Source organism: Calothrix sp. NIES-2098, from assembly GCF_963875125.1.
Taxonomy (GTDB): Bacteria; Cyanobacteriota; Cyanobacteriia; order Cyanobacteriales; family Nostocaceae; genus Aulosira.
Window position 1 is genome coordinate 5,518,136 of the sequence record NZ_CAWNKJ010000001.1, and the last position, 23,533, is coordinate 5,541,668.

Sequence of the window (23,533 nt, forward strand, 5' to 3'; positions counted from 1 at the left end):
ATGCTAATTCTTCTCACCTTCTCTCAGAACCACCTGGAAGTATTTACCAGTTGGGATGTCAATGCCGTACTGGAAAGAATTGGTAGTTCTGACAATATCTGGTTGCGCTGTATTCAATTTCGCGATCGCACTGCTATTGGCAAAATTATCAAACACTTCGGACTCAAGCCATCTCGTGTTGACATGATTTTTAATCATTGTCAAATGGGAATTGATGATGACATCGAAGATTGTTTATTTGATAACTATGAAATTCTCACTCATCAAAAACAAAATCGAGAATTCGAGGTTGCCCGTGGCACTATTATAGTTGGCAACAATTTTATCATTACATTTGAAATCACTGAAGTTAAAATCTTAAGTACATTAAGTATCAACATTCAAAAGCGAAATATAAATATTCAACATCTAGGAATCGATTATCTTTTCTATTTAATTTTTAAAGATATTTTGAACAACTACTATACTGTCTTTGACCATATCTCTAGACAACTTGATGATTTAGAAGATGAAGTTTTAGCAAATTCTGGTGATGAATCAACATATCAAAAAATTGCCGCCATGAGGCAATCTACTCGCTTTGGTCGCCGGAATTTTCAAAGCATCAAGTCACTGCTAGCGATGATGAATTATGAAGATTTTCAATGGTTGAGTCCACCAGTCAAGGAACTATTCAATCAAGACTTGGTTCATGACGCCGATAAACTCTGGCAAGAATATCAATCGCTAAGAGTGTGGATGTCAGAATTAATGGAAATTCAACGCGATAATGTTGCTAGCAAAACCAGCGAACGTATTAATCGTTTAACTATCCTCTCGACTGTATTTTTACCAATCACTTTCATTGCTGGTGTTTATGGCATGAATTTTAAATATATGCCGGAATTAGATCAACCTTGGGCTTATCCTACGGTGATGGGCGTGATGGTTTTAATTGTAATTGGTAGTATTATCTATGCTAAACAACAACGTTGGTTGTAGAATTTATAACTTGGAAAACAATTGATTATTTGATAATTGTTGCGTCTTGTCCATGAGAATATTTTGGGAACTAAGTTCTGGCTCATCTTGATGGGGACGACGTTGAATATAAGAACCATCTGACTGTAGTTCCCAAGCTTGTTGATTATCTTCTAGCATGATTGCCAAAATATTTTGTAAGTTTTGTACAATCTCAGCATCTTCAATTGGCGTAACTGCTTCCACACGCCGATCTAAGTTGCGAGGCATCCAATCAGCACTACCAATATATACTTCATTTTGTTCATTATTATTGAAGTAAAATATCCGTGAATGTTCTAAAAAACGACCGATAATACTAATAACCCGAATATTTTCGCTGACTTCCGGAATTCCCGGACGCAAACAACAAATACCTCGGACAATCAAGTCAATTTTTACCCCAGCTTGCGAAGCTTCGTAAAGAGCAGCAATAATCTGAGCATCAACCAAAGAATTCATTTTGGCGATAATATGACCTCTGTTGCCGTTTTTACAGTGTGCGATTTCTCTATGAATTAAGGCGATAATGCGATCGCGCATATTCACAGGAGATACGAACAATTTACGGTAAGACTCTTGGCAAGAATAACCCGTCAAATAATTAAATAAATCGGTTAAATCTGCTCCTAAATCTTCTCGGCAACTTAATAGCCCTACGTCAGTATATAAATTTGCTGTCTTCGCATTATAATTTCCCGTACCAATATGCACGTATCGTCGCATATTTTCTCCTTCCTGACGCACCACCAGTACAATCTTGGTGTGAGTCTTGAGTCCTACTAGCCCATAGATTACATGAACGCCAGATTTTTCTAATTTATTAGCCCAAGTAATATTATTTTCTTCATCAAAGCGAGCTTTTAGTTCTACAATTACAGCAACTTGTTTACCACTTTCAGCCGCAGTAATGAGAGAACCGATCAGTTCAGAATCGCCGGTAGTGCGATAAAGTGTCATCTTAATTGCCAATACATGAGGATCGCGGGCAGCTTGGGCAATAAATAACTCTACAGAGCAACTAAAAGATTCATAAGGATGATGCACTAGTAAATCTTTTTGCTGAATCACTGAGAAAATGTTGTTTTCCTGGCCATCTATGTTGGCAATTTTACTCGGTTGATGAAAATGCCGCAGACGAGGTGGAATAACTGGTTTCCAAGTTGGATCTTTCAATTCCGGCAAAGGCAACTTGATAAACGATATCAAATCTTTCAAATTTAGTAAGCCGTCTATCTCATAAATATCACTCTCAGCCAAATCCATTTCTGTTATCAACATCTGTCGTACTGAGAAGGGCATTGATGGTTGGATTTCTAATCGCACGACAGAGCCACCAAAGTGACGTTTACGTAATTCCTGTTGAATTGCTAATAACAAGTCATCAGCTTCATCTTCTGCTACTTCTAAATCAGCATCACGAGTTAAGCGAAATAGATGATATTCCTTAATAATCATCCCTGGAAATAAAGCTTCTAAGTTGTGAGCAATAATCTGCTCTATCGCCACACCTGTCCAGTGATTTAACTTGCCATTTTGTAGTTGTAATTCCTGAGGCAAGGCAATAAATCGAGGTAGAATATTTGGGACTTTTACTCTAGCAAACTTTTCTTCTCCTGTATTTGGCGCTTTGACTACCACGGCTAAATTTAAACTGAGATTCGCCATCAACGGGAAAGGATGGCTGGGATCGACTGCTAAAGGAGTCAGAACTGGAAAAATCTTTTTTTGAAATATTTGTTGTAGGTAACTACGTTGTTCTGGACTAAGATCGATGTAATTTAGAAGATGAATACCATGCGATGCCATTTCTGGACGCAGCACCTGTTCAAAGTAGCGATGCTGTTCAATTACCATTGGATGAAGGCATTGATAGATGGCTTCTAATTGTTGTTGTGGAGTTAGTCCATCGATGGTTTGTTGACTTAACTGCGCTTCAACTTGTTCTTTGAGAATTGCAACACGAACCATAAAAAATTCGTCTAGATTAGAACTGAAGATAGCAGTGAATTTCAGTCTTTCTAGTAATGGAGTGCGACGGTCTAGCGCCTCATGTAAAACCCGACGATTAAATTCTAACCAGCTGAGTTCGCGATTTAAGTAATATTGTGAATCGTTTAAATTAATATCTTTGTTAGCTTTTTTTGTTTTACTCATAATAATTTTTGGCAACTCTATAATGAGGCGATCGCAATTATTTTTACCTTACAGTAACATGGGCTAGTTTTTTTCAATCAGCTATCTTTTATTTTAGATTGTGAATAATCAATGTAATATTTTGAGCTAATAATATGTTTAACTTTTGATTAAGCTAAGATTTAAAATAAGTTAATAAATTTAAAAATCCGATTTAGCTTTTACAAAAACTAAACCGGATTCTATATCAATAATTATTAATTTGATACTTCAGGTAGATATCTTTTTAATACATTGTCTGGCTATTTACCTTGGAGTTTTGCTTTCCATTCCCGAATAGCGATCGCAGTTCTTTTGATAGAAGGTATGTAGGTTTGCGGAATTTCTTCTTTGATAGGAGTTTTAACTCGCCGTGGTTGGGTAGTTAAACAGTTAGTCAAACTCGGCACATAGCTTTCCAAATCCAGCGCTGTCATCACATCCTTAGCGGTTTTAAAACGCTCTTTTAAAGGAATTTTGACCATCTTTCCTAAAATTTGCGCAAAATTATCGCTGACAGTCACCTCTTTTTGCCACAAAATTTCACCAGTATCCGGGTCGTAGTCAAATTCTAAAGGCCCTTTGCCTGTTAATAAATAAAGACAAGTCACACCAAGCGCATAAATATCGCTAGCATACACAGGTCGTAAGGAAAACTGTTCTGGGGGTGCAAATCCCATCGTTCCTACAAAGTTAGTAGTTGCGCGATCGCTAATTGAGTGTTCGCAAGCATCAGCTAATTCCTCTTTCACTGCACCGAAATCAATCAGCACAAATCGCTGATGATCTTCACAACGTAATAAGTTATGCGGCTTAATATCTCGATGAATAACGTGATGTTGATGCAGATACTGTAAGACTGGTAATAATTCCTGTAAAAACTGTTTGACTGCGGCTTCATTTTTGGGGCCGGATTTTCTTACTTCCCGCGCCAAAGTAGAACCACGCACATACTCTTGAACTAAATAAAATTCTCCCTTAACTTCAAAGTAGTCTAAGAGCATGGGAATCTGCGGATGATTACCTAATGCACCCAAAGCCTTTGCTTCTTTTTCAAAGCGCTGACAAGCTCTTTGCCAACTATTGAGACTTGTCACCTTAGGACACAGTTGCTTAATTACACACAATGGCTTACCAGGTAATACAGCATTTTTGGCTAGAAAGGTAATACCAAAACCACCTCTACCTAAAATTCTCAAGATTTCATAGCGATCGCGAAATCGTTCTGAAGAGCCGCACATCCGGCCAAGTTGTGTTTGCTGGATGCACTCATGAAGATGTCTGATTTGCGGGGAAAATCGATTCATTGCTTCAGAACGGCTACTCTCTCTTGTCTTTAATTTAACGAGAAAGACTCCTGAGTGCTAGTAGGATTACTATATCTTTGCCAAATCATAATTTTTCTGGCTATTTACATACAGAATTCCCCATAAAAAATTCAAAAAGCTGGAAAAAATTGCTGCTAATAATATTGACTTGTAATTCTACTTAGATATCGAATTGCTATGATAGTATTAAGTATTAGATGAACTAAGAGAATATACGGTTATAGTTGGAGAACTAGCGCTATGACTTTCCGAGATAGCGATCGCTCTAACCCAGAAATCTTTAATTTTGATAGAAATGATGATTTACTCCCACCATAATCAACTACCTTTTAATAGCATTTTCTCCTTATCTTTCTACCAGCCTAATTTATCAAACTGAATATGAAACTATCTGAGGTTATTTTATACTCTCATCCAGCAATGTGCTGATAAAAAACGATCGATAATATTAGGCAATAAATTTTGCTTATTTGCTACTTCTAAATGAAATATTATCAATCAGTCTTCTGGAAATATCTTAAAAAAATAATGGACAAATGGTTTTATATTAATTGGCGAGCAATCTTTGTACCTAGTATCAGCGTGCTGGAATTAGTTATTCGCGGGTCGCTGGTTTATCTAGCCCTGTTCTCAGTGCTACGCTTATTGCCTAGCCGACAGATGGGAACTCTGGGAATAACAGATTTATTGGTAGTTGTGCTATTTGCTGAAGCTGCCCAAAATGCAATGGCGAGTAATTATACATCTATTACTGAAGGCGCTATCTTGGTAGGAACTGTAATTTTTTGGAGCTACTTACTTAACTGGTTGGGTTACAAACTTCCTCAGTTTCAGCGCTTTCTTAATCCGCCACCATTATTGCTGGTAAAAAATGGTCGGATAATTCATCGGCATCTAGAACGGGAATTGATAACTGAAGATGAATTGATGAGTAAGTTACGCCAGCAAAGTATCGAATATTTGGAAGATGTAAAGTTAGCATTCATGGAAGCTGACGGTAGCATTAGCGTCATCACATCCGAATCTAAAACTAGTTCGATTGCTAAACAAGAGACTAAATCAAAAAGCGATCTGCCCTAATAAAAATGTAAAATATGACGGTTGTATTCTGTGGCGGATTGTGATTGAGCGTTATACCTTGCCCGAAATGGGTAATCTTTGGAGTGAAGCCTATAAGCTAAAAACTTGGTTGCAAGTAGAAATTGCTGTTTGTGAGGCTCAGGCAGAACTGGGTTACATTCCGTCTGATGCGGTTGAAGAAATTAAAGCCAAGGCGAATTTCGATCCAAAGCGCGTACTAGAAATTGAAGCTGAAGTCCGCCACGATGTCATCGCCTTTTTAACCAATGTCAATGAATATGTTGGCGATGCAGGACGCTATATTCACCTGGGTTTAACTAGTTCTGATGTGCTAGATACAGCTTTAGCATTGCAGTTAGTAGCCAGTCTGGATGTATTGTTGCAACGCCTAGAAGATTTAATTCAGGCAATTCGCCAAAAGGCCAAAGAACATCGTTACACAGTGATGATTGGGCGTTCCCACGGCATTCATGCGGAACCAATCACCTTTGGATTTAAGCTAGCTGGGTGGCTAGCAGAAGTGTTACGACACCAAGAACGTTTGCAAACTCTCCGCAAAACAATTGCTGTGGGTAAAATTTCTGGTGCAGTCGGAACCTATGCCAATATTGAACCACGTGTAGAAGCGATCGCCTGTCAAAAACTCGGACTCAAACCCGATACCGCCTCAACACAAGTTATTTCCCGCGATATCCACGCCGATTACGTGCAGCAATTAGCCTTAGTAGCAGCATCTATTGAACGCTTTGCTGTAGAAATTCGCAATCTGCAAAAAACAGACGTTCTCGAAGTTGAAGAATTTTTTGCCAAAGGTCAAAAAGGTTCCTCAGCCATGCCTCACAAGCGCAATCCCATCCGTTCCGAACGGCTGACAGGAATGGCGCGACTGGTGAGAAGCCATGCTGGTGCAGCTTTGGAAGACATCGCCCTCTGGCACGAACGAGATATTTCTCACAGTTCTGTAGAAAGAGTAATTTTACCCGATGCTTGCATTTTGACCCACTTTATGCTGGTAGAGATCGCCGATCTGGTGACTAACCTACTTGTCTATCCCGAAAATATGCAACGCAATCTCAACTGCTATGGCGGGGTAGTATTTAGCCAGAAAGTGCTACTTGCTTTAGTAGAAAAGGGAATCAGCCGCGAAGAAGCATATGCGATCGTGCAAACAAATGCTCACGCAGCTTGGAACAAACCAGATGGCAATTTCCACGATTTGATTACCAAAGATCCTCGTGTTACCGAAAAGTTAACACCAGCAGAAATTGAGTTATGTTTTGACCCCCAACAACATCTGCGGCATTTAGAACAGGTTTATCAACGCCTGGGTATCTAGAAGTTAGGCATAGGGCAAGGAGGAGAGATGGTGAAGAGGGGGAAGAAAACTCCCCACACTTCCTTGTCTTCCTTGTCTCCCCTGCTTCTTTCGTTCCCCAAAACTGATTTATTTGATGTAAAATATTATATATATCGTGTACTGAGAATATTTAAGCTTCCATTGGCGATTAATTTCCGTAAAAACTATTAATCGCAACCATTGGCCTATTTAGTAGCCCTGTGAGTGTCCTGATGATTGACATACTAGCCACCCTTTCCGCTTCTGCGGCAGCAGGAATCAGAATAGGTATACCCCTACTCATCATTGGATTCTTGCACGGAGGTTATTTGTGGTCAAAAGTCCCGATTTTGTCTCACATTTCATCACCAGTGTTGCTAGCATTCTTCAGTATCTGGTCTGTGGTTGAACTGGTTGCTTCAAAAAAGCGGTTAGGGCAGAGAGTGCTACAAATATTTGAGTTATTGTTGTCCCCTATTGTGGGAGCAATCATGGGATTAACAGTAGCTTCAACAACAATAGGCCCTAATTGGCTAATTGCAGTTATTGGGGGTTTGTTAGCTTTAGTATTCCAACTAGTACAAGTCGGTTGGTTCTACCGCTTGCGTGGCCTACCATTGTGGGCAGTATTTCTTCAAGATTTTTTGTGCGTTGTTTTAGTATTATTTGCCTTTAAAGCTCCCTGGCCCGGAGGATTAATTACTCTTATCCTCCTCTGGTTTGCCATTCGTAGTGCGAAAGAATGGTATGACTGGTATTGGCAATACCGTCGTCGTCAGTCCAAAGCCAAGAGTTAAGGCTCAGAAGTCAACAGTCAAAAGTTAATCTTTTAAATGGTAAACCGATCAAAAGATGTAAAGTCGGTTCATTGTGGTATTTGCCAAATCTTTATAGTGCCATCCTGACTGCCACTGGCAAAAGTTTTTCCATCAGGATTGAAAGCAACAGACCAAACTTTTTCTGTTTGCGCCTTGAAAGTGCTGATAATTTTGCCAGTCTTAACATTCCATAGTTTGATAGTGCCGTCTTGGCTGCCACTAGCAAGAGTTTTTCCATCTAGACTGAAAGCAACTGTTCTCACTTCACCTGTATGACCAGTCAAAGTGTGGATGAGTTTGCCACTATTAACATTCCACAGCTTAATAGCATTGTCACGGATGCCTGCGGCAAGGGTTTTCCCATCTGGGGTAATGGCGATATCATTAATCAACGATTTGGCATCGAAACTACTGAGAACTTTACCAGTACTAACATTCCATAATTGACTAGCTTGGCCTGAACCACTTCTAGCAAAGAATGTCTGACCATCTGGGCTAAAAGCAATGGGTACAGATTTGAAATTATCAAATCCCCTTCTGGAAGCATTGAAGTCATCTGGAATGCGGATAATTTCTCCAGTGCGCCAATTCCACAGCCTGATGTTAGCGCCCCCATCGAGACCACTGGCTAGTGTCTGTCCATCTGGACTAAAGACAACATCAATCACAGGTTCTGAATGCTTAAGGGTTCGGATGAGTTCTCCAGTGCTAACATTCCACAGACTAAGAGTTCCATTCTGACTACCACTAGCGAGAATCTGACCATCTGGGCTAAAGTTCACAGCCCAAGCCTGTCCGGTAAAGGTACGGATAACTTTTCCAGTGCTGGGATTCCAAAGTTTAACTGTTTTAGCACCAGCACTGGCAAGAGTAGAACCAACAGGATTGTTTGCCCTAGATACTTCTGGCGAATAAGCAACCGAATAACCCGAATCTGAGTCTGTTGAGAGCTTGCGAAGCAGTTGACTATTTTGCGAAGATTGGGTAATTAAGTCCTGAGTCTTGGAAGTAAAGGTATTGCAACCGCAAACAGCAGTAGTTACTACGGTAAGAGTCAATACTGTGATTGCTTTCCAAGGGATATGGTTCAGAGTCATTATAGGTCTGCAACCTAAACTTTTATATATGACTCGACTCATTCAAAAACATACTGTTCCGTTGTCAGTTTCAATGTGCGTAGCGCTTATAAAAGGCCAATCATGTGCAGCAGTCCCCGACCGGTTACTAGCTCAATGATTAAGGCGATAAAACCAAGCATAGCAATTCGACCATTCCAAACTTCGGCGCTAGTTGTTATACCCCATTCCCAACGCTCTTGGGGATACATTTTCACCTTTTTCTTCATCTGGGCGGCTTGCGAAAGCTTGAAGTTAGGTTTTGTCAGCGCATCAATGACTAAATCTGCCAATGCTCTAATAAAGACTGGATGGGTATTAGGAGCAGGTACGCGCCGGAAGTTATGAATTCCTGCTTCCTCAGCTATTTCTCGATACTCAATGTCAATTTCCTGTAGTGTCTCGATGTGTTCTGAGACAAAACTGATAGGTACGACGACGATATCTTTGACGCCTTTAGCTCCTAATTCTTTGAGAGCATCTTCAGTGTAAGGTTGCAGCCATTCTACAGGGCCTACACGACTTTGATAAGCTAACGTGTGAGCATTGGGACGATTGAGGGTACGCATAATTAGAACTGTACATTCCTCAATTTCTTGTTGGTAAGGGTCGCCTGCTTCTTCTACATAGCTTTTTGGCACACCATGAGCACTGAAGAAGATATGAACTTCATCAGGATTAGGAAATCGATCGAGTTCTTGGGCGATGAGTTCTGCCATTGCTTGCAGATAACTCGGTTGTTTATACCAGGAGGGAATAACAGTGTATTCAAGTGGTTGAAGTTTTGGGTTTTCTTGCCAAAGTTTTTCTAAAAGGCGGAAGCTGGAGCCACTGGTACTGATAGAAAATTGGGGGTATAGGGGTAAGATCACCAAGCGTTCGATATTATCTTGAGCAACGAGAGCGATCGCTTCTTCAGTATAGGGATGCCAGTATCGCATTCCCACATAAATATTCGCTTCTTGCCCTAAATCTTGCAGCTGCTGTTTCAAGGCTTCACCTTGCGCTTCTGTAATGCGCCGCAGTGGGGAACCACCCCCAATTTGCTTGTAGTTTTCTTGAGATGTTTTGGTGCGTCGCGAAGCAATGAACCAAGCTAAGGGTCTTTGCAGCGAACGAAATGGTAGGCGAATAATTTCTGGATCGGAAAACAGGTTAAACAAAAACGGCCCAACGTCTTCCAGCTTATCGGGGCCACCGAGATTAAGTAATAAAACGCCTACACGACCCATAGCAGTTACTTTCCCCCAACCCTTTCAGTTTTTTTACTAATGTTAACAATATATCTTTATTAAATATAAAGGTTAACAGGACAGAAAGTTGTTATGGCAACAATTTTAAGAGACTGGAGTTACCGCTATCAGTGGCTATATGACGGCATATCAGGTTTAGCGGCGTTAAGTGTAGGTGGTGAAACTCGGTTTCGGCAACTAGCTTTGCAAGGTTTAACAATCAACTCAGACACTAAGATTTTAGATTTATGTTGTGGCAGCGGTCAGGCAACACAATTTTTGGTGAAATATTCACAAAATGTAACAGGATTGGATGCCTCTCCCTTATCTTTGAAACGGGCAAAGCAGAATGTACCTAGCGCCACCTACGTAGAAGCTTTTGCCGAAAATATGCCTTTTACTGATTCTGAATTTGATGTTGTGCATACCAGTGTGGCGCTACATGAGATGGAACCTGAGCAATTGCGACAAATTATTAATGAGGTTTATCGAGTCCTGAAACCAGGTGGTGTGTTCGCGCTCGTGGATTTTCACGCTCCTACAAATCCTATATTTTGGCCTGGAGTGTCACTATTTTTGCTGTTGTTTGAAACAGAGACAGCTTGGCAACTATTAAAAACTGATTTACCTGCGGTGTTAGCAGAAACAGGATTTGAGGTTAGTGAACCAAAATTATATGCAGGTGGAAGTTTACAAGTGATTCAAGCAAAAAAGTGAGAGATATCGCTTAAATAATGGCAGGCATTTTGTCTGCCCTATTAAAAATTTAGTGTTATGGTATATAGTCATTCACTTTATCCAAAGTTATCGAAGATTTTCATCTATCTCTGGTTGAAAGTGGAGTATTTCTATCGCCTACAAAAATAAATGTTAGACCTAGCCCATATTTGGCAGAATTTATTATTTTGAATCGTTTGGTTTATATGATGAGTTCGGCGCGATTAAAGAATAATAAAAAATAGCGATTGCAGTCTTTTATGGAGCAAAATATTAGCATCTTAACACTAGAGATATTTCGTTATCAGACCTTGACGCACCCTGCTAATTGATAAAGAGTGTTATAAGTCATTCATGGAAGGGAATACTGAAACTAGTGCAGCAATAAAGTAATAAAGCAAACACTTAAAATCTACAGAAAGCCTACGTCATCAGCTTTTTGAATTTTGAGCTTTGATTTCGTGTGGCTGCACTAGGTTATCAGTACGCTTCTTCATCTATCCTCAATATGACCCAGCTAAATACTCTCGAACTTGCTAAACAGGGTGATACCAATGCCATTAATACTCTGATAATTGAATGGTTAGGCTTACCCAGCATTACAGCAAAAACAAGCCTGAAGCAAGATTGTTTACAGGTAATGCTAGAATCAGCAAATATTCCAGAGCAAAATTCATTAGTTCCGTTGATTCATCATGGATTAATTGATTTAGGCATCCAAACTTTAAAAAAAGTCAAAATATTTGGGCGAGAAGCTGGTGAAGATTTTCCTGATTGGCAACAAGAATTTGAATTAGAAGTACAGCCAAATTCACCTTCATCAACACCTCAAGCAGATGTTGATACTGAATCCGCCACTGCTATTACCAAGACTACAACAGATAATCAATTATCTGTACAACAACCATCTTTCTTCGACTCATTGTTTGGAGTAGTAGCAGGAACAGCAGGAGCAATAAGTGGTGCTGCTGTCCAAACTGGGCAAGCTGTCGCTGGAGCCGCTATGGGAGTTGGTGGTGCTATTGGTGGTGTAGCATTTGGTGTAGCAGATGGTGCTGTCCAAACTGGGCAAGCTGTTGCTGGGGCTGCTATGGGAGTTGGTGGTGCTATTGGTGGTGTAGCATTCGGTGTAGCAGATGGCGCTGTACAAACTGGGCAAGCTGTCGCTGGAGCTGCTATAGGTGTTGGTGAGGCTCTCAGCGGTGCAGCTTTACAAGCAACACAAGTAGCAGGACAAGCATTAGCAATTGTTGGCAATAATCCTCCGTTGCGATTAGCAATAAAATCTTTAAATCAGGATTGGTTGAATCCTTTTATAGAAAAGATTGATGTAGTTAAAGCTGAGGCTGCTGTCAAAAAATTACAGCAAGAACACCCAAATCAAAAACCAGGAGAAATTGCTCATCATCTAATGTTGGAAAAAGCTGTTTTTGCTGGAGGAACAGGATTAGCTAGTAGTCTAGCACCAGGACAAGCAGCAGCCATGTTTGCTGTCGATTGTGCTGCTACAGCCGCATTATCAGTAGAGTTAGTTTATCAAATTGCTGCTGCTTATGGAATGAATTTAACAGCTTCTGAACGTAAATCGGAAGCTGTAGCAATTTTTGGTTTAGGGCTAGGTGGACAAACAGCAATTAAAGCAGGGTTGGGTTTGCTGCGAAATCTACCAGTCGCAGGAGCCGTAATTGGGGCTAGTTCAAATGCAGTAATGATTTATGCCTTGGGTTACGCTGCTTGTCAATTTTATGAAGCAAAGCAAAATCCAATAACCTTACAAGCAACATTAGTAGATGCTCAGATAGAGAGCGAAAAATATCTCGAAGCTGCTATTTCCCAAGAAAAAATTATGGATCAAATTTTAGTTCATGTTGTGTTAGCAGGTAATCCAAATAAATCTTGGGAAGAAATTCTAAAAGAATTGCAAACTGCAAATCTTAGTCCAGCATCTATCGATGCGATCGCTGCTAATATGAAGTCCCCACCATCGCTAGAAAGCTTGCTTAAGCAAGTTAGTAGTGATTTCGCTGTACCTTTAATAGCTCAGTGTCATAAAATTGCTCATTTAGATGGAATAATTACGCCAGCAGAAGCCAAGGTAATAGAGACTATTAAAAGCAAGCTAAACCGTAAATAATTTGCACTTAAATATCTAGCAGTTCGTCTTATTAGTTGTGAGAAGTTGCAAGGTATTCAGATTCCCGAATTTTCTAAAAAGTCGGGAATCTTACAGCCAAGCAAGATTAATACGATAGAACAGTAGATTATTAGGGTGAATGCTGAGTTAGCATAGATACAGCATCTCACGGGCGGTGAGTTTTTTTAATTATATACTCAAGGCGCTACAAGACCTGACGCTGTTAATAGGTGAGCGATCGCGCGATCTAACTAATTTTTTGATATCAAAATTCGCGGTGTCTGCATCCTTGGGTTATTTGTGGAAATTTTACTGAAAATAAAGATTTATTTCACTTAAACAACATCAATGTTGTTTAACTTAAGAGCTAGATCCCAAGTAGTTAGCAGGTTTGAGCGATCGCACTTGACTTGAAACTTAATAATTTGCCCATTTTGTCCGAGGCTCAAGTTTTGAGAGAATCAGACAACGATGAGAAAACCAGCAATCATAGTCCACTCATATTGGACTGTTTGTTATTTCAGTTTATAAGGGAGAACACCTGATGAAATTGGCTTACTGGATGTATGCAGGGCCAGCCCACATAGGTACACTGCGAATCGCCAGTTCTTTTAAGAATGTCCATGCCATCATGCACGCCCCACTTGGCGATGACTACTTTAACGTCATGCGCTCTATGCTATCAAGGGAAAGGGACTTTACTCCGGTAACAGCCAGTGTCGTAGATCGCAACGTTTTGGCACGTGGCTCTCAGGAGAAGGTGGTAGACAATATCACCCGCAAAGATGCTGAAGAACGCCCGGATTTGATTGTGTTAACTCCCACCTGTACTTCCAGTATTTTGCAAGAAGATTTGCACAACTTTGTCGAACGAGCACAACTGGAAGCAAAAGGGGACGTAATGCTGGCGGATGTTAACCACTACCGCTACAACGAACTGCAAGCAGCCGATCGCACTCTGCATCAAATCGTCCAATTCTACATTGAGAAAGCCCGTAAAAAAGGCGAACTCCCAGAAGGCAAAACTGCTAAACCCTCTGTTAACATCATTGGTATTTCTACCTTAGGTTTCCACCATCAGCACGACTGCACCGAACTGAAAAAGCTGATGGCTGACTTGGGAATTGAGGTGAACACCGTAATTCCTGAAGGCGCTTCTGTGAATGAATTGAAGAAGATGCCGCAAGCTTGGTTTAACCTAGTACCTTACCGCGAACTCGGCTTACAAGCAGCTCGTTACCTAGAAGCAGAATTTGGCACTCCCTATGTAGACATTACCCCAATGGGTGTTGTAGAAACTGCTCGCTGTATCCGCAAAATTCAGCAGGTAATTAACGCCCAAGGTGCTCATGTAGATTACGAAGAGTTCATTAACGAACAAACTCTGTATGTATCTCAGGCTGCTTGGTTCTCCCGTTCTATCGACTGCCAAAACTTGACTGGTAAAAAAGCTGTGGTATTTGGTGACAACACCCACGCCGCCGCCATTACCAAAATTTTGTCACGGGAAATGGGAATTCACGTAGTTTGGGCGGGAACTTACTGCAAATATGATGCAGACTGGTTCCGCGAACAAGTCAGCGAGTATTGCGATGAAGTCTTAATCACCGACGATCATGGAGAAATTGGGGATGCGATCGCCCGCGTTGAACCCTCCGCCATCTTCGGTACGCAAATGGAACGCCACGTTGGTAAGCGCTTGGATATTCCCTGCGGTGTCATAGCTGCACCCATCCACGTGCAAAACTTCCCCATTGGTTACAAACCATTCTTGGGTTACGAAGGTACAAATCAAATTACAGATTTGATTTACAATTCCTTCACCTTAGGAATGGAAGATCATCTTTTGGAAATCTTCGGCGGACACGATACCAAAGAAGTGATTACCAAAGGAATTTCTGCCGAATCAGATTTGAATTGGACAAAAGATGGTTTAGCAGAATTGAACAAAATTCCTGGATTTGTGCGCGGTAAAGTCAAGCGCAACACCGAAAAATTTGCACGCGATCGCGGCATTAAAGATATCAATTCTGAAGTGCTATACGCTGCAAAAGAAGCTGTTGGCGCTTAGGCTAATAGTTGATAATCAAAAACAAAAAGAGCATCTTGAATGGATGCTCTTTTTGCTATTTATAAATAAAGACTGTTGTGAATTTACTAAATATCTTTTAGGCTCCTTTCCAGTAGCGATGTGCGATAAAATTCGCATAATTAATCAATGTCCTCAGTGGGAATATCGCAGCATACCTGACCAATCAGTTTGTCAGTGATGTATTCCATGACTACAGGTTGTTGAGTATAATTACCCGATTGCTGTTCAATGAGCGATCGCTTTTGCAAAGACAACAGCGCTTCTAGTAATTCTCGCTCAGAAATTTGTGAAATAATACATTGCTGCAATTCTTTTAGCGTTACCCAATCTTGTTTGACTGCTAGCGAGTACATCACTTGCTTTTCGTTAGCAGAAAGGCGATGAAACTGTTGCTCCAATATTTCCCAAAGTTCGCCAAAAACAACAGGACTGTGCTGTAAAAATTGAGAAATATTACCATCAAATAAATACTGAATTGCCGTTGCGACAATTTTCAAAGCTAAAGGATTACCTCGATAACGCTGAATTAGCTTGTCACATTCAACTGTTGAATCCACTAGCCCTTTTGCGGCGAGGATTTGCTGTGATTCTAACTGTGACAAGCCATTTAATTGTAGCGATCGCACTGGTAGAGTTTCACCTTCCCTAGCTGTAAATCCACTTGGTGTTTCTCGACTAGTAAACAATAAGCAACTTTGATGAACTTCATCTCCTATTCGTCTGAGAAGTTGACCATATCCTTCATACCCAGCACAATAGTGACCTGAGATTTTCCCACTTTGCAAAATTGATTCGAGATTATCCAATAGAATCAGGCAGCGTTGGGAGCGCAAGTACTTAATCAGACATGAGATTTGACTTTCTATAGTGTCGGACAGATTTACTTCTGTTTGCTGGGAGCAGAACGAAATTAACTCCCGCATCAGCTCAAAAATCGGCGGACTATTCCTGAGACTACGCCAAATTACCAAATCAAACTGGCTCTGCAACTGTTCTGCAACTTTCACAGACAAAGCTGTTTTGCCAATTCCACCTATACCTAACAGCATCACTAAGCGGCATTTTTCCTCGACAATCCACTCTCGCAACAATGCTTGTTCTTCCGTACGTCCATAGAACATAGACACATCAATTGCTTCTCCCCAATCTTGCTTTTTCTGGGGAGTATCAGGGATTGCAAAGCCTGGGGTTGTAGATAGCTGTGATTCTGCTTGTAAGAGATTGGAGTAATAACGCCGCAAAACTGTTTTGACGTTACTTTTGGCGATATTTTCTCCCAGTGCTTTTGAAAGGGTTTGCCATAACCGAAAGCCTACGTCTCGGATGTAATCATCATCATAGCCTGAGCTTTCGGCAATCTCTGCATAAGTGTATCCTTGCCAACACAATCTCAGTACTAACTCTTGAATATTGCTTAAATGTTTTTTCTGCAATACTCTATCTAAAACCAGCATTGCTTGCTCAAAAGTAAATTCTATGACTCCCCCATAATCTTCTCGTACCTCTAAGCTTCATAAAGTTATCAGAGATTCATCAAAATTTTATGCAGCTAAAAAATAATTTCACTAGGCATAGGGGAGGCAGTGCGTTGCGGAGCCAGTCGCGTGGTGAGGCAGCGAGGTCTTGGGGAGCCAGTCCGTTGCGGGGGTTCCCCCCGTTGAAGGAACTGGCGTGGTTTCCCCCATGAGCAACTGCCGAAAGGGTTTCCCGACTTGAGCGTAGACGCCCAGAGGGCGGCTTCTCGTAGAGTACTGGCGTGAGGTATCCTCCGTTGTAGCAACTGCCGTCATTGGGCATGGAGGAGAGATGACAGGGAGAGGGAAGATGAGCAGATGCAGAAGAAAACTCCGCACACTCCCTCATCCTGCCTCTTCAGTCACCAAAACTCAGCATTGATTGTACGCAATTGAGAAACCCTGTAAAGGATCAAATCTAGAAGCGGAGGCTAAAAATCCCCTCAGTACATCCAGAAAACTAAAAGATCGCTGAAGGGATATGTTTTATCAAATAAATTTCTCCTAAATTCCACACCACTCTACCCCTTGATCAATGCAGGTAATATGTTATAATCATCTGCGTTGATTAGCGGTTACTAACTATGTCCAAAGAAAAGGCGTTAGTTAGTAGTAATCATGTTGTGGTTCTGGTTCTGGTTGCGTCATAGCAAAATTTGATGCATCGTACAAGTAGCGGCTGGCTTCCTCTTCTAGACGATGAATCAGATAAGGTTCAATGGCGTTCCCATGTCTCAGCGCGGCTAAATATCCATCCAAATACATCCGCATATCGTCCATACGATAACCGCGATTCCATAACTCGACGAAGGCGTCGGTAATTCTTTGGTAATAGCGGATGGTTTGTGCGTCTTGGAGCATAACTGCTGAATTAATCTCTTTGGAATGAGAATTGTAAATGATTCACGCGGAAATGTGAAGTGTCACTTTCCCCTCGGCATTGAGTCAAAATCAATATCTCTACTTTGGGCCTTACCCTCCAGCAGCTACAACGTATTTCGATCCTATTCCAGAAAACATGGAATAAGATTAATTGGTAAGCTATTTTTATAATTCCGTTGATTAACATCCTAGCTTTTCTGGGGGATGGCAAAAACAACTTCTGCAAGCTGCAATTGGCTGTCACCATAAGACCGGAAGCTGGCTTGGTGATGATAAGCTTTTTTGGCGATCGTGTTTTGGTACATTACCCGCTTTTAGGCGCTAGGATGTTTAAGCAGAACTAATTTCAATAAGTCTAACAAAAATTTAAGAATATTACTAATCGGCTTGGGGCAAAGCATAAGTTAAACTTCTAGCCAAGATTGCTATCAAGAAATATAGAGCCAATAGTAATTGGAGTAACAAAGGCTACAAAACCTTGGTCATGGGCTTGTTACTTTGAAATTCATCAACGCTAAGGGGTCTTGCCACCGTGGGTTCGGTTTGTATTGAAATCGTTGAGGGGAATCCTCATCTGAGGTCGTTGCTAGGTTGGCACTTACAACAGTTGGAATACCGGGTACACCAAGCCGCCAGCATATATCAAGCAAGGGAAGTGTTTTTGAGCCAGCAACCGACACTGGTAATTCTTGATGCTGATTTGCCTGATGGTGATGGCATTGAGTTTTGTCGTTGGTTAAATCGTCAACAACAACCTTTAATTCTCATGCTTTCTGCCCGTACTAATGAAGCTGATATTGTTGCAGGTTTAAAGGCGGGAGCAGATGATTACTTGAGCAAACCTTTTGGAATGCAAGAGTTTTTAGCAAGGGTAGAAGCACTCATTCGTCGCAACCGGACACCTGTTGCACCAGCTTATCTGGATTATGGTGCCCTGCAAATTGATTTAGTGCAGCGTCGGGTGAGATTTCAAGGAGAGTTTATCGATCTAACGCCCCAAGAATTTAGTTTATTATACGTTTTAGCCCAAGCGGGAGGAGTGCCATTATCTAGGTCAGAATTGCTACGAAGAGCTTGGCCTGATGCGATCGATAATCCGCGCACTATTGATACTCACGTTTTATCGCTGCGGAAAAAAGTTGAACTCGATCCTAGGCAACCTAGTTTAATTCAAACTATCCGTAATGTGGGCTACCGTTTTAACATGGAAATTTTGAATTCCAATATTCCCCAATCACCACCAAAGTTGCCTAAAGAGAGATTTAGCAATCAACGCTCAACTCTTAGTACTCAACGCGTATAAGGGAGATGAAGGGGAAAGCTATTCAAAATTCAAAATGCAGAACTTTACTTGACTTTTGACTCTTGAATCTTAACTAAATCCATTCCTCGGAGGCTTGAGCATCTGCGTGCATCAAGCTTGTTCGTAACTTAGGCCAGTCTATTTCAGAGGCTGTGCAATCTGCCAACAATCGACCTTGCTGTAAGTGTAATAGTCGCGTACAAAATGACTGTGCTAGCTCTAGTTGGTGATTTACCATCAAAATTGTGGTGTGATGAGTGGGAACCATCTGAGTTAAGACTTCCATAAGATGGGAAGCTGTACCGATATCTAAGGCAGAGGTTGGCTCGTCTAATAATAAAATTTTAGGTTGGATGACTAAGGCACGTGCGATCGCTATTAGCTGTCGCTGTCCAATTGAAAGTTGCACTTCAGTCTTTCCTAACCAATCACTGGGAATACGCAGTTTTTCTATCCAATGACTGACTCGCTGCTGAATTGTCTGTTTGGGTAAACCACGCAAAACCAGTGGATAAGTCAATGCTTGTTCAACTGTCATCCCCAAAAGCTTCGACTCTTGCAATACCAGTGTCACTACCTGGCGTAACTGGATTATGGGAATTTGGCGATATTCCTGATTCTCCAGAAATATTTTGCCACGAGTAGGTTCAATTAGGCGGTTGATCAGCTTGAATAACGCTGTTTTTCCCGCACCTGATGAACCGACAATGGCAATGCGCTCCTCTGGGAATAGCTCAAAATCAATATCTTGTAAGATGGGATATCCTTGATGGTTTGCGGAAATTTGACTTTTGAGCTTAGTAAACAGATTGACTTGCTCTAGTCTGAGTATGGCTTTTGGGGTGACATTATCCAAGTTCAACTTTGATTTACTTAACCTTATCGAAATGAGGAAGAATTAGGTTCAGCGTTCACTGATTCAAGGCTGTGGAGATAGTCCAAGCATCTATCAATAGTAATAATAAGGTGAAGCCTAGTAAAGTCACATACATCCAAGGTTGTGCTAAAGGACGCACATCTGTAGTATCTATACCTGTTTTTGCCTGTACTTGTCTTACTAGTTGAGCAAATCCGACTACACGCATCGGTAATAAATAAGCTTTTCCTTCCTGGCTAAGGAAATAATATACTATACCTCCTTGACCCGTAGTTCGAGGTTTTAATTCTTTTACCTCAGACCAAGCTAAAGACCAACCTTTACGAAAAAAACGCGGAACCCAAACAGGGTATGTCACCTGAATTCCCTGGTCGTCTAAGATAACTCGTTCAGTCAACACTGCATACAAAGCGACTAAACCAATGCAAATTCCTAACCACAGTAAAGCTGGTGGGATGGGTGCTGCTGTTGTTTGGGCTAAAAAAGGTAATGGTACTGTGAGTGCTAAATATAAACTCAACAGCGTTATCCGGATCAAGGGCGAAAGGCGAAAAACAGAAACTGTCACGGCTCAATCACGATCGTTTACTTCAAGTTCATCTTATCTAGGAACTGGGGGCGCATTCAGTCTTTGATGCGAATGTGTGGAGAAGGTTCCCGAAATTTGCTCTCGATCAATTGGCGATCGCCTAGCCGAGACTAACATGTAAAAATTAAGGTAAATACTTTTGTACTACACTCCAGCCAGTGAGCGATACCCAAGCAAAACCTATAAATAAAATAATATTTATTCCTACGTGTAAAGTTCTAAACCAAGGTTTTTCCGTGCTGATTTGCGTAGCGCTCACAGCAGAGAGCAAAACTAATACTACTACTAATATTCCAGCAATCAAGTGTGATGATTGCCCCAAAGAACCAAAATGTCCTAACGTGCCAATAATACCAATTGCCAGTAGTAGCAGCACTAAACTGACCATGCTGATGCCAATTGTATAGTGGAGCGATCGCATCCCACCAAGTCCTCGATTCAACAACGGAAAACTAGGAGGGTGTTGGGAGGTTCTCGCTTGAAACATCCAAAAGCCAGTGGTCGCTAGCATTAGATATGCCAGTAAGGATAACCCCATCGACCAAGCAGCTATTTTCCACAACCAAAGAAAAGAAGGCAAATTCATACCAATGATTGTAGAACACACTGGGCACTAGGGGAGTGTGGGGAGTGTGGGGAGTGTGGGGAGACAAATGACCAATGACCAATGACTAACCAACAAAAAGGGTTGCTGAATTCAGCAACCTTTAATTTTGAGAAAAATTTTTTTAATCAACTGATGCTAAACCAGCTATTGTTAAGGGTTTTGTTGTATTTTCAGTTTTTGTATTAATTGGCTGCACCATTGGTTTTGTATTAATAGAGTCTATGGCTACTTCTGAGTTGTTACTCAACTCATTAGTACCAGGCTCATTGATCGCAAGACGAGTACACGGAATTGTATCTGATAAGATTGCACTTGCCATCATCCCCGTATGAATCTCCATTTGAGCTTCTGGAGGGGCTTCAAAAACGAGACGCTGTCCAGGAAAGACAACCCTTTCAAAGTACCAATTGGGAATATTGGTGATGCGGGCAACCTGGATTTTGCTCGTGGCATTCATGTAGCAGCAGAGAATTTTCCCCGATTGCTCAGGTGGTAGAGGATCTAGTATTTGAGCCATAACTGCTGAGGAGCTTTACGCCACAATTTTACATTACACCAGCAAAACTAACATTGGGCGATCCCCACAAGCTGTAACTCCGACTACCAACTGCACATTTCTGCATTATTTCTATCTAAAGATAGGTATCCAATATGAAATTTTTGTAAATATCTATGATTTTTTTACAATTATACACTATAAAGGAAGTTTTTATTTTCATTCTTTGATAAAACGCCTCTAAATTCGTGAATCAAGATTGATAGAGGATATGCTATGACAACGATCCCCGGAGCTATTTCTCAAAGAAAAAGCGAGGTTCTGGTGATAACTATTCGCAAGAGCCACAGATGAGAATCATCGCTCAATGTTATGGTAAAGCTATATGAAAAATATCTTCATAAAACTGCTCTGATGGATGCCATGCTTCATGGTAGGCAAAGCAATTTTAGCTATGTCCGCGGTTCTCAAGAGAAGATAAATCCACTTAAGACTTAGCTTATATGTCAAGCGCGATCGCACAGAGCAACCAAAATCAATACATACAGTTAAAAACTGGATGTTTATTTCACTTTCTTTCCCCAGAAAAACGGCAAGATGGCAGTTAAAGCAAGCACAATGGAAAATCGAATTCTTTACGTTCGCCTTCCCTGTAACCCCATCTTTCCTATTGGGGTTGTCTACCTAAGCGATCACGTACACAAACAGTTTCCGAATATCGAACAACGCATTTTTGATTTGGGCTGCGTACCACCTTTAGATTATGTTCCAGCTTTAGAGCGTTGTATCGATGAATTTCAACCCACACTGCTGGTATTCTCTTGGCGGGATATTCAAATATACGCGCCAGTTGGTGGTCGTGGCGGAAACCCTTTACAAAACGCCTTTGAATTTTACTATGCGAAAAATCCCTTAGTAAAATTACGTGGAGCCTTGGGTGGACTGAGAATTTTCATCGCTTATTACGTAGAGTTATGGCGCAATCTGGGCTTAATTAAACGTGGGTTAAAACGCGCCCAGAAGTATAAAAAAGCAGCCCGTGCCATTGTGGGTGGTGGTGCAGTTAGCGTATTTTACGAACAATTGGGTAAAAGCTTACCTCAAGGGACAATTATCTCTGTAGGTGAAGGAGAAACCCTGTTAGGAAAATTTTTAAGTGGTAAAGAGTTTCGCGATGAACGCTGCTATGTAGTCGGAGAAACTCAACCACGACAACGGTTAATTCACGAACAACCCACTCCCCTAGAAAAAACGGCTTGCAACTACGACTACATTGAGAGCATCTGGCCGGAATTTAACTACTACCTGCAAGGACAAGACTTCTATATTGGCGTCCAAACCAAACGTGGATGTCCTCATAACTGCTGTTATTGTGTTTACACTGTGGTTGAAGGCAAACAGGTACGCATTAACCCAGCAGATGAAGTTGTAGCTGAGATGCGTCAATTGTACGATCGCGGCATTCGCAATTTCTGGTTTACTGATGCCCAATTCATCCCCGCCAGGAAATTTATTGATGATGCAGTAGAACTTTTACAAAAAATCGTCGATTCTGGAATGACAGATATTCACTGGGCAGCATACATCAGAGCCGACAACTTGACACCCCAGTTGTGCGACTTGATGGCGAAAACCGGGATGAACTACTTTGAAATCGGGATTACCAGTGGTTCTCAGGAACTCGTGCGGAAAATGCGCATGGGATACAACCTGCGAAACGTGCTGCAAAACTGTCGCGATTTAAAAGCCGCTGGTTTCAACGATTTAGTTTCCGTCAACTACTCGTTTAACGTGATTGACGAACGTCCCGAAACCATACGCCAAACCATCGCTTACCACCGCGAACTCGAACGGATTTTTGGTGCAGATAAAGTCGAACCTGCCATTTTCTTTATTGGGTTACAACCTCATACCCACTTAGAAGAATATGCCTTCAAACAAGGTATCCTCAAACCAGGGTACAATCCTATGAGCTTGATGCCGTGGACAGCCAAAAAACTCCTGTGGAATCCTGAACCCCTTGGTTCCTTCTTTGGTGAAGTCTGCTTGCAAGCTTGGCAACAAAACCCCAATGACTTTGGGCGTGAAGTCATGAAAATCTTAGAAGAGAGATTGGGGTGTGCTGATTTAGAGTCAGCACTGTCTGCACCAATGGAAAAAAACGAGAAGCAGTTGGTAGGTGTTTAATTCCCTTTGATGCTAGATTGACGATCTCCCGAATTTGATTCGGGAGATTTTT

20 protein-coding genes are annotated in these 23,533 nt (G+C 41.2%); 9 read left to right on the plus strand and 11 right to left on the minus strand.

What is annotated here, in order from left to right:
* The gene (locus AACU33_RS23180) at positions 1-981 is read left to right on the plus strand and encodes a magnesium transporter CorA family protein (protein ID WP_096590944.1); all 981 of its coding nucleotides are present in this window, start codon (positions 1-3) and stop codon (positions 979-981) included.
* A gap of 3 nt (positions 982-984) precedes the next feature.
* On the opposite strand, the gene ppk1 is transcribed toward AACU33_RS23180, so the two are convergent.
* Both ppk1 and AACU33_RS23190 read right to left on the minus strand, forming a co-directional pair.
* Complete coding sequence (gene ppk1, locus AACU33_RS23185) at positions 985-3,156, minus strand: polyphosphate kinase 1 (protein WP_096590946.1); 2,172 nt, start codon at positions 3,154-3,156, stop codon at positions 985-987.
* A gap of 281 nt (positions 3,157-3,437) precedes the next feature.
* Positions 3,438-4,481 carry a serine/threonine-protein kinase gene (locus tag AACU33_RS23190; protein ID WP_096590948.1) on the minus strand — a complete coding sequence of 348 codons (1,044 nt, stop codon included), beginning with the start codon at positions 4,479-4,481 and terminating at the stop codon, positions 3,438-3,440.
* 549 nt (positions 4,482-5,030) lie between these two features.
* Here AACU33_RS23190 and AACU33_RS23195 point away from each other — a divergent pair.
* The 3 genes from AACU33_RS23195 (at position 5,031) to AACU33_RS23205 (ending at position 7,715) form a co-directional block, all read left to right on the plus strand.
* Entirely contained in the window at positions 5,031-5,582 is a 552-nt protein-coding gene (locus tag AACU33_RS23195) for a YetF domain-containing protein (RefSeq protein ID WP_096590950.1), read from the plus strand.
* A gap of 40 nt (positions 5,583-5,622) precedes the next feature.
* Positions 5,623-6,918: an adenylosuccinate lyase gene (gene purB / locus AACU33_RS23200; RefSeq protein ID WP_096590952.1), complete on the plus strand. Its 1,296-nt coding sequence runs from the start codon at positions 5,623-5,625 to the stop codon at positions 6,916-6,918.
* Positions 6,919-7,151: 233 nt separating this feature from the next.
* Positions 7,152-7,715: a DUF4126 domain-containing protein gene (locus AACU33_RS23205; protein WP_096590954.1), complete on the plus strand. Its 564-nt coding sequence runs from the start codon at positions 7,152-7,154 to the stop codon at positions 7,713-7,715.
* A gap of 68 nt (positions 7,716-7,783) precedes the next feature.
* Here AACU33_RS23205 and AACU33_RS23210 read toward each other — a convergent pair whose 3' ends face one another.
* Positions 7,784-8,833: a WD40 repeat domain-containing protein gene (locus AACU33_RS23210; RefSeq protein WP_096590956.1), complete on the minus strand. Its 1,050-nt coding sequence runs from the start codon at positions 8,831-8,833 to the stop codon at positions 7,784-7,786.
* 86 nt (positions 8,834-8,919) lie between these two features.
* Positions 8,920-10,083 carry a ferrochelatase gene (gene hemH, locus AACU33_RS23215; RefSeq protein ID WP_096590958.1) on the minus strand — a complete coding sequence of 388 codons (1,164 nt, stop codon included), beginning with the start codon at positions 10,081-10,083 and terminating at the stop codon, positions 8,920-8,922.
* Positions 10,084-10,176: 93 nt separating this feature from the next.
* Here hemH and AACU33_RS23220 point away from each other — a divergent pair, with 93 nt between their 5' ends.
* The 3 genes from AACU33_RS23220 to bchB all read left to right on the plus strand — a co-directional run bounded on the left by AACU33_RS23220 (position 10,177) and on the right by bchB (position 15,005).
* Positions 10,177-10,800, plus strand: a complete 624-nt coding sequence (locus AACU33_RS23220) for a class I SAM-dependent methyltransferase (RefSeq protein ID WP_096590960.1) — start codon at positions 10,177-10,179, stop codon at positions 10,798-10,800.
* A 463-nt stretch (positions 10,801-11,263) separates the two neighbouring features.
* On the plus strand, positions 11,264-12,934 hold the full coding sequence (locus AACU33_RS23225; protein WP_339376234.1) for a hypothetical protein: 1,671 nt from the start codon (positions 11,264-11,266) through the stop codon (positions 12,932-12,934).
* 544 nt (positions 12,935-13,478) lie between these two features.
* Entirely contained in the window at positions 13,479-15,005 is a 1,527-nt protein-coding gene (gene bchB, locus AACU33_RS23230) for a ferredoxin:protochlorophyllide reductase (ATP-dependent) subunit B (protein WP_096590964.1), read from the plus strand.
* Positions 15,006-15,145: 140 nt separating this feature from the next.
* Here the strand turns inward: bchB and AACU33_RS23235 are convergent, their stop codons facing one another.
* The 3 genes from AACU33_RS23235 to AACU33_RS23245 all read right to left on the minus strand — a co-directional run bounded on the left by AACU33_RS23235 (position 15,146) and on the right by AACU33_RS23245 (position 17,401).
* On the minus strand, positions 15,146-16,480 hold the full coding sequence (locus AACU33_RS23235; protein WP_096590966.1) for an NB-ARC domain-containing protein: 1,335 nt from the start codon (positions 16,478-16,480) through the stop codon (positions 15,146-15,148).
* A 79-nt stretch (positions 16,481-16,559) separates the two neighbouring features.
* A complete protein-coding gene (locus tag AACU33_RS23240) occupies positions 16,560-16,889 on the minus strand; it encodes a hypothetical protein (RefSeq protein ID WP_339376235.1) in 330 nt (109 codons plus the stop codon).
* A 257-nt stretch (positions 16,890-17,146) separates the two neighbouring features.
* Positions 17,147-17,401 (minus strand): DUF6761 family protein, encoded by a 255-nt coding sequence (locus AACU33_RS23245; protein WP_096590968.1) that lies wholly within the window; start codon positions 17,399-17,401, stop codon positions 17,147-17,149.
* A 553-nt stretch (positions 17,402-17,954) separates the two neighbouring features.
* Between AACU33_RS23245 and AACU33_RS23250 the strand changes: the two genes are divergently transcribed.
* Complete coding sequence (locus AACU33_RS23250) at positions 17,955-18,725, plus strand: response regulator transcription factor (protein WP_096590970.1); 771 nt, start codon at positions 17,955-17,957, stop codon at positions 18,723-18,725.
* A gap of 73 nt (positions 18,726-18,798) precedes the next feature.
* On the opposite strand, the gene AACU33_RS23255 is transcribed toward AACU33_RS23250, so the two are convergent.
* The 4 genes from AACU33_RS23255 to AACU33_RS23270 form a co-directional block, all read right to left on the minus strand.
* Positions 18,799-19,581: an ABC transporter ATP-binding protein gene (locus AACU33_RS23255; RefSeq protein ID WP_096590972.1), complete on the minus strand. Its 783-nt coding sequence runs from the start codon at positions 19,579-19,581 to the stop codon at positions 18,799-18,801.
* Positions 19,582-19,636: 55 nt separating this feature from the next.
* Positions 19,637-20,170 carry a hypothetical protein gene (locus AACU33_RS23260; protein WP_096590974.1) on the minus strand — a complete coding sequence of 178 codons (534 nt, stop codon included), beginning with the start codon at positions 20,168-20,170 and terminating at the stop codon, positions 19,637-19,639.
* A 145-nt stretch (positions 20,171-20,315) separates the two neighbouring features.
* Positions 20,316-20,777: a DUF4079 family protein gene (locus AACU33_RS23265; RefSeq protein ID WP_096590976.1), complete on the minus strand. Its 462-nt coding sequence runs from the start codon at positions 20,775-20,777 to the stop codon at positions 20,316-20,318.
* 142 nt (positions 20,778-20,919) lie between these two features.
* Positions 20,920-21,315: a DUF1830 domain-containing protein gene (locus AACU33_RS23270; protein ID WP_096590978.1), complete on the minus strand. Its 396-nt coding sequence runs from the start codon at positions 21,313-21,315 to the stop codon at positions 20,920-20,922.
* Positions 21,316-21,891: 576 nt separating this feature from the next.
* Here AACU33_RS23270 and AACU33_RS23275 point away from each other — a divergent pair.
* The gene (locus AACU33_RS23275) at positions 21,892-23,481 is read left to right on the plus strand and encodes a photosystem II high light acclimation radical SAM protein (RefSeq protein WP_096590980.1); all 1,590 of its coding nucleotides are present in this window, start codon (positions 21,892-21,894) and stop codon (positions 23,479-23,481) included.
* Positions 23,482-23,533: the final 52 nt, after the last annotated feature.

Bases quoted from the DNA above. Each gene is read 5' to 3' on its own strand.
- AACU33_RS23180 (WP_096590944.1), top strand. From the start codon at position 1: ATGCTAATTCTTCTCACCTTCTCTCAGAACCACCTGGAAGTATTTACC.
- ppk1 (WP_096590946.1), bottom strand. From the start codon at position 3,156: ATGAGTAAAACAAAAAAAGCTAACAAAGATATTAATTTAAACGATTCA.
- AACU33_RS23190 (WP_096590948.1), bottom strand. From the start codon at position 4,481: ATGAATCGATTTTCCCCGCAAATCAGACATCTTCATGAGTGCATCCAG.
- AACU33_RS23195 (WP_096590950.1), top strand. From the start codon at position 5,031: ATGGACAAATGGTTTTATATTAATTGGCGAGCAATCTTTGTACCTAGT.
- AACU33_RS23205 (WP_096590954.1), top strand. From the start codon at position 7,152: ATGATTGACATACTAGCCACCCTTTCCGCTTCTGCGGCAGCAGGAATC.
- AACU33_RS23210 (WP_096590956.1), bottom strand. From the start codon at position 8,833: ATGACTCTGAACCATATCCCTTGGAAAGCAATCACAGTATTGACTCTT.
- hemH (WP_096590958.1), bottom strand. From the start codon at position 10,083: ATGGGTCGTGTAGGCGTTTTATTACTTAATCTCGGTGGCCCCGATAAG.
- AACU33_RS23220 (WP_096590960.1), top strand. From the start codon at position 10,177: ATGGCAACAATTTTAAGAGACTGGAGTTACCGCTATCAGTGGCTATAT.
- bchB (WP_096590964.1), top strand. From the start codon at position 13,479: ATGAAATTGGCTTACTGGATGTATGCAGGGCCAGCCCACATAGGTACA.
- AACU33_RS23235 (WP_096590966.1), bottom strand. From the start codon at position 16,480: ATGCTGGTTTTAGATAGAGTATTGCAGAAAAAACATTTAAGCAATATT.
- AACU33_RS23240 (WP_339376235.1), bottom strand. From the start codon at position 16,889: ATGAGGGAGTGTGCGGAGTTTTCTTCTGCATCTGCTCATCTTCCCTCT.
- AACU33_RS23245 (WP_096590968.1), bottom strand. From the start codon at position 17,401: ATGCTCCAAGACGCACAAACCATCCGCTATTACCAAAGAATTACCGAC.
- AACU33_RS23265 (WP_096590976.1), bottom strand. From the start codon at position 20,777: ATGAATTTGCCTTCTTTTCTTTGGTTGTGGAAAATAGCTGCTTGGTCG.
- AACU33_RS23270 (WP_096590978.1), bottom strand. From the start codon at position 21,315: ATGGCTCAAATACTAGATCCTCTACCACCTGAGCAATCGGGGAAAATT.
- AACU33_RS23275 (WP_096590980.1), top strand. From the start codon at position 21,892: ATGGCAGTTAAAGCAAGCACAATGGAAAATCGAATTCTTTACGTTCGC.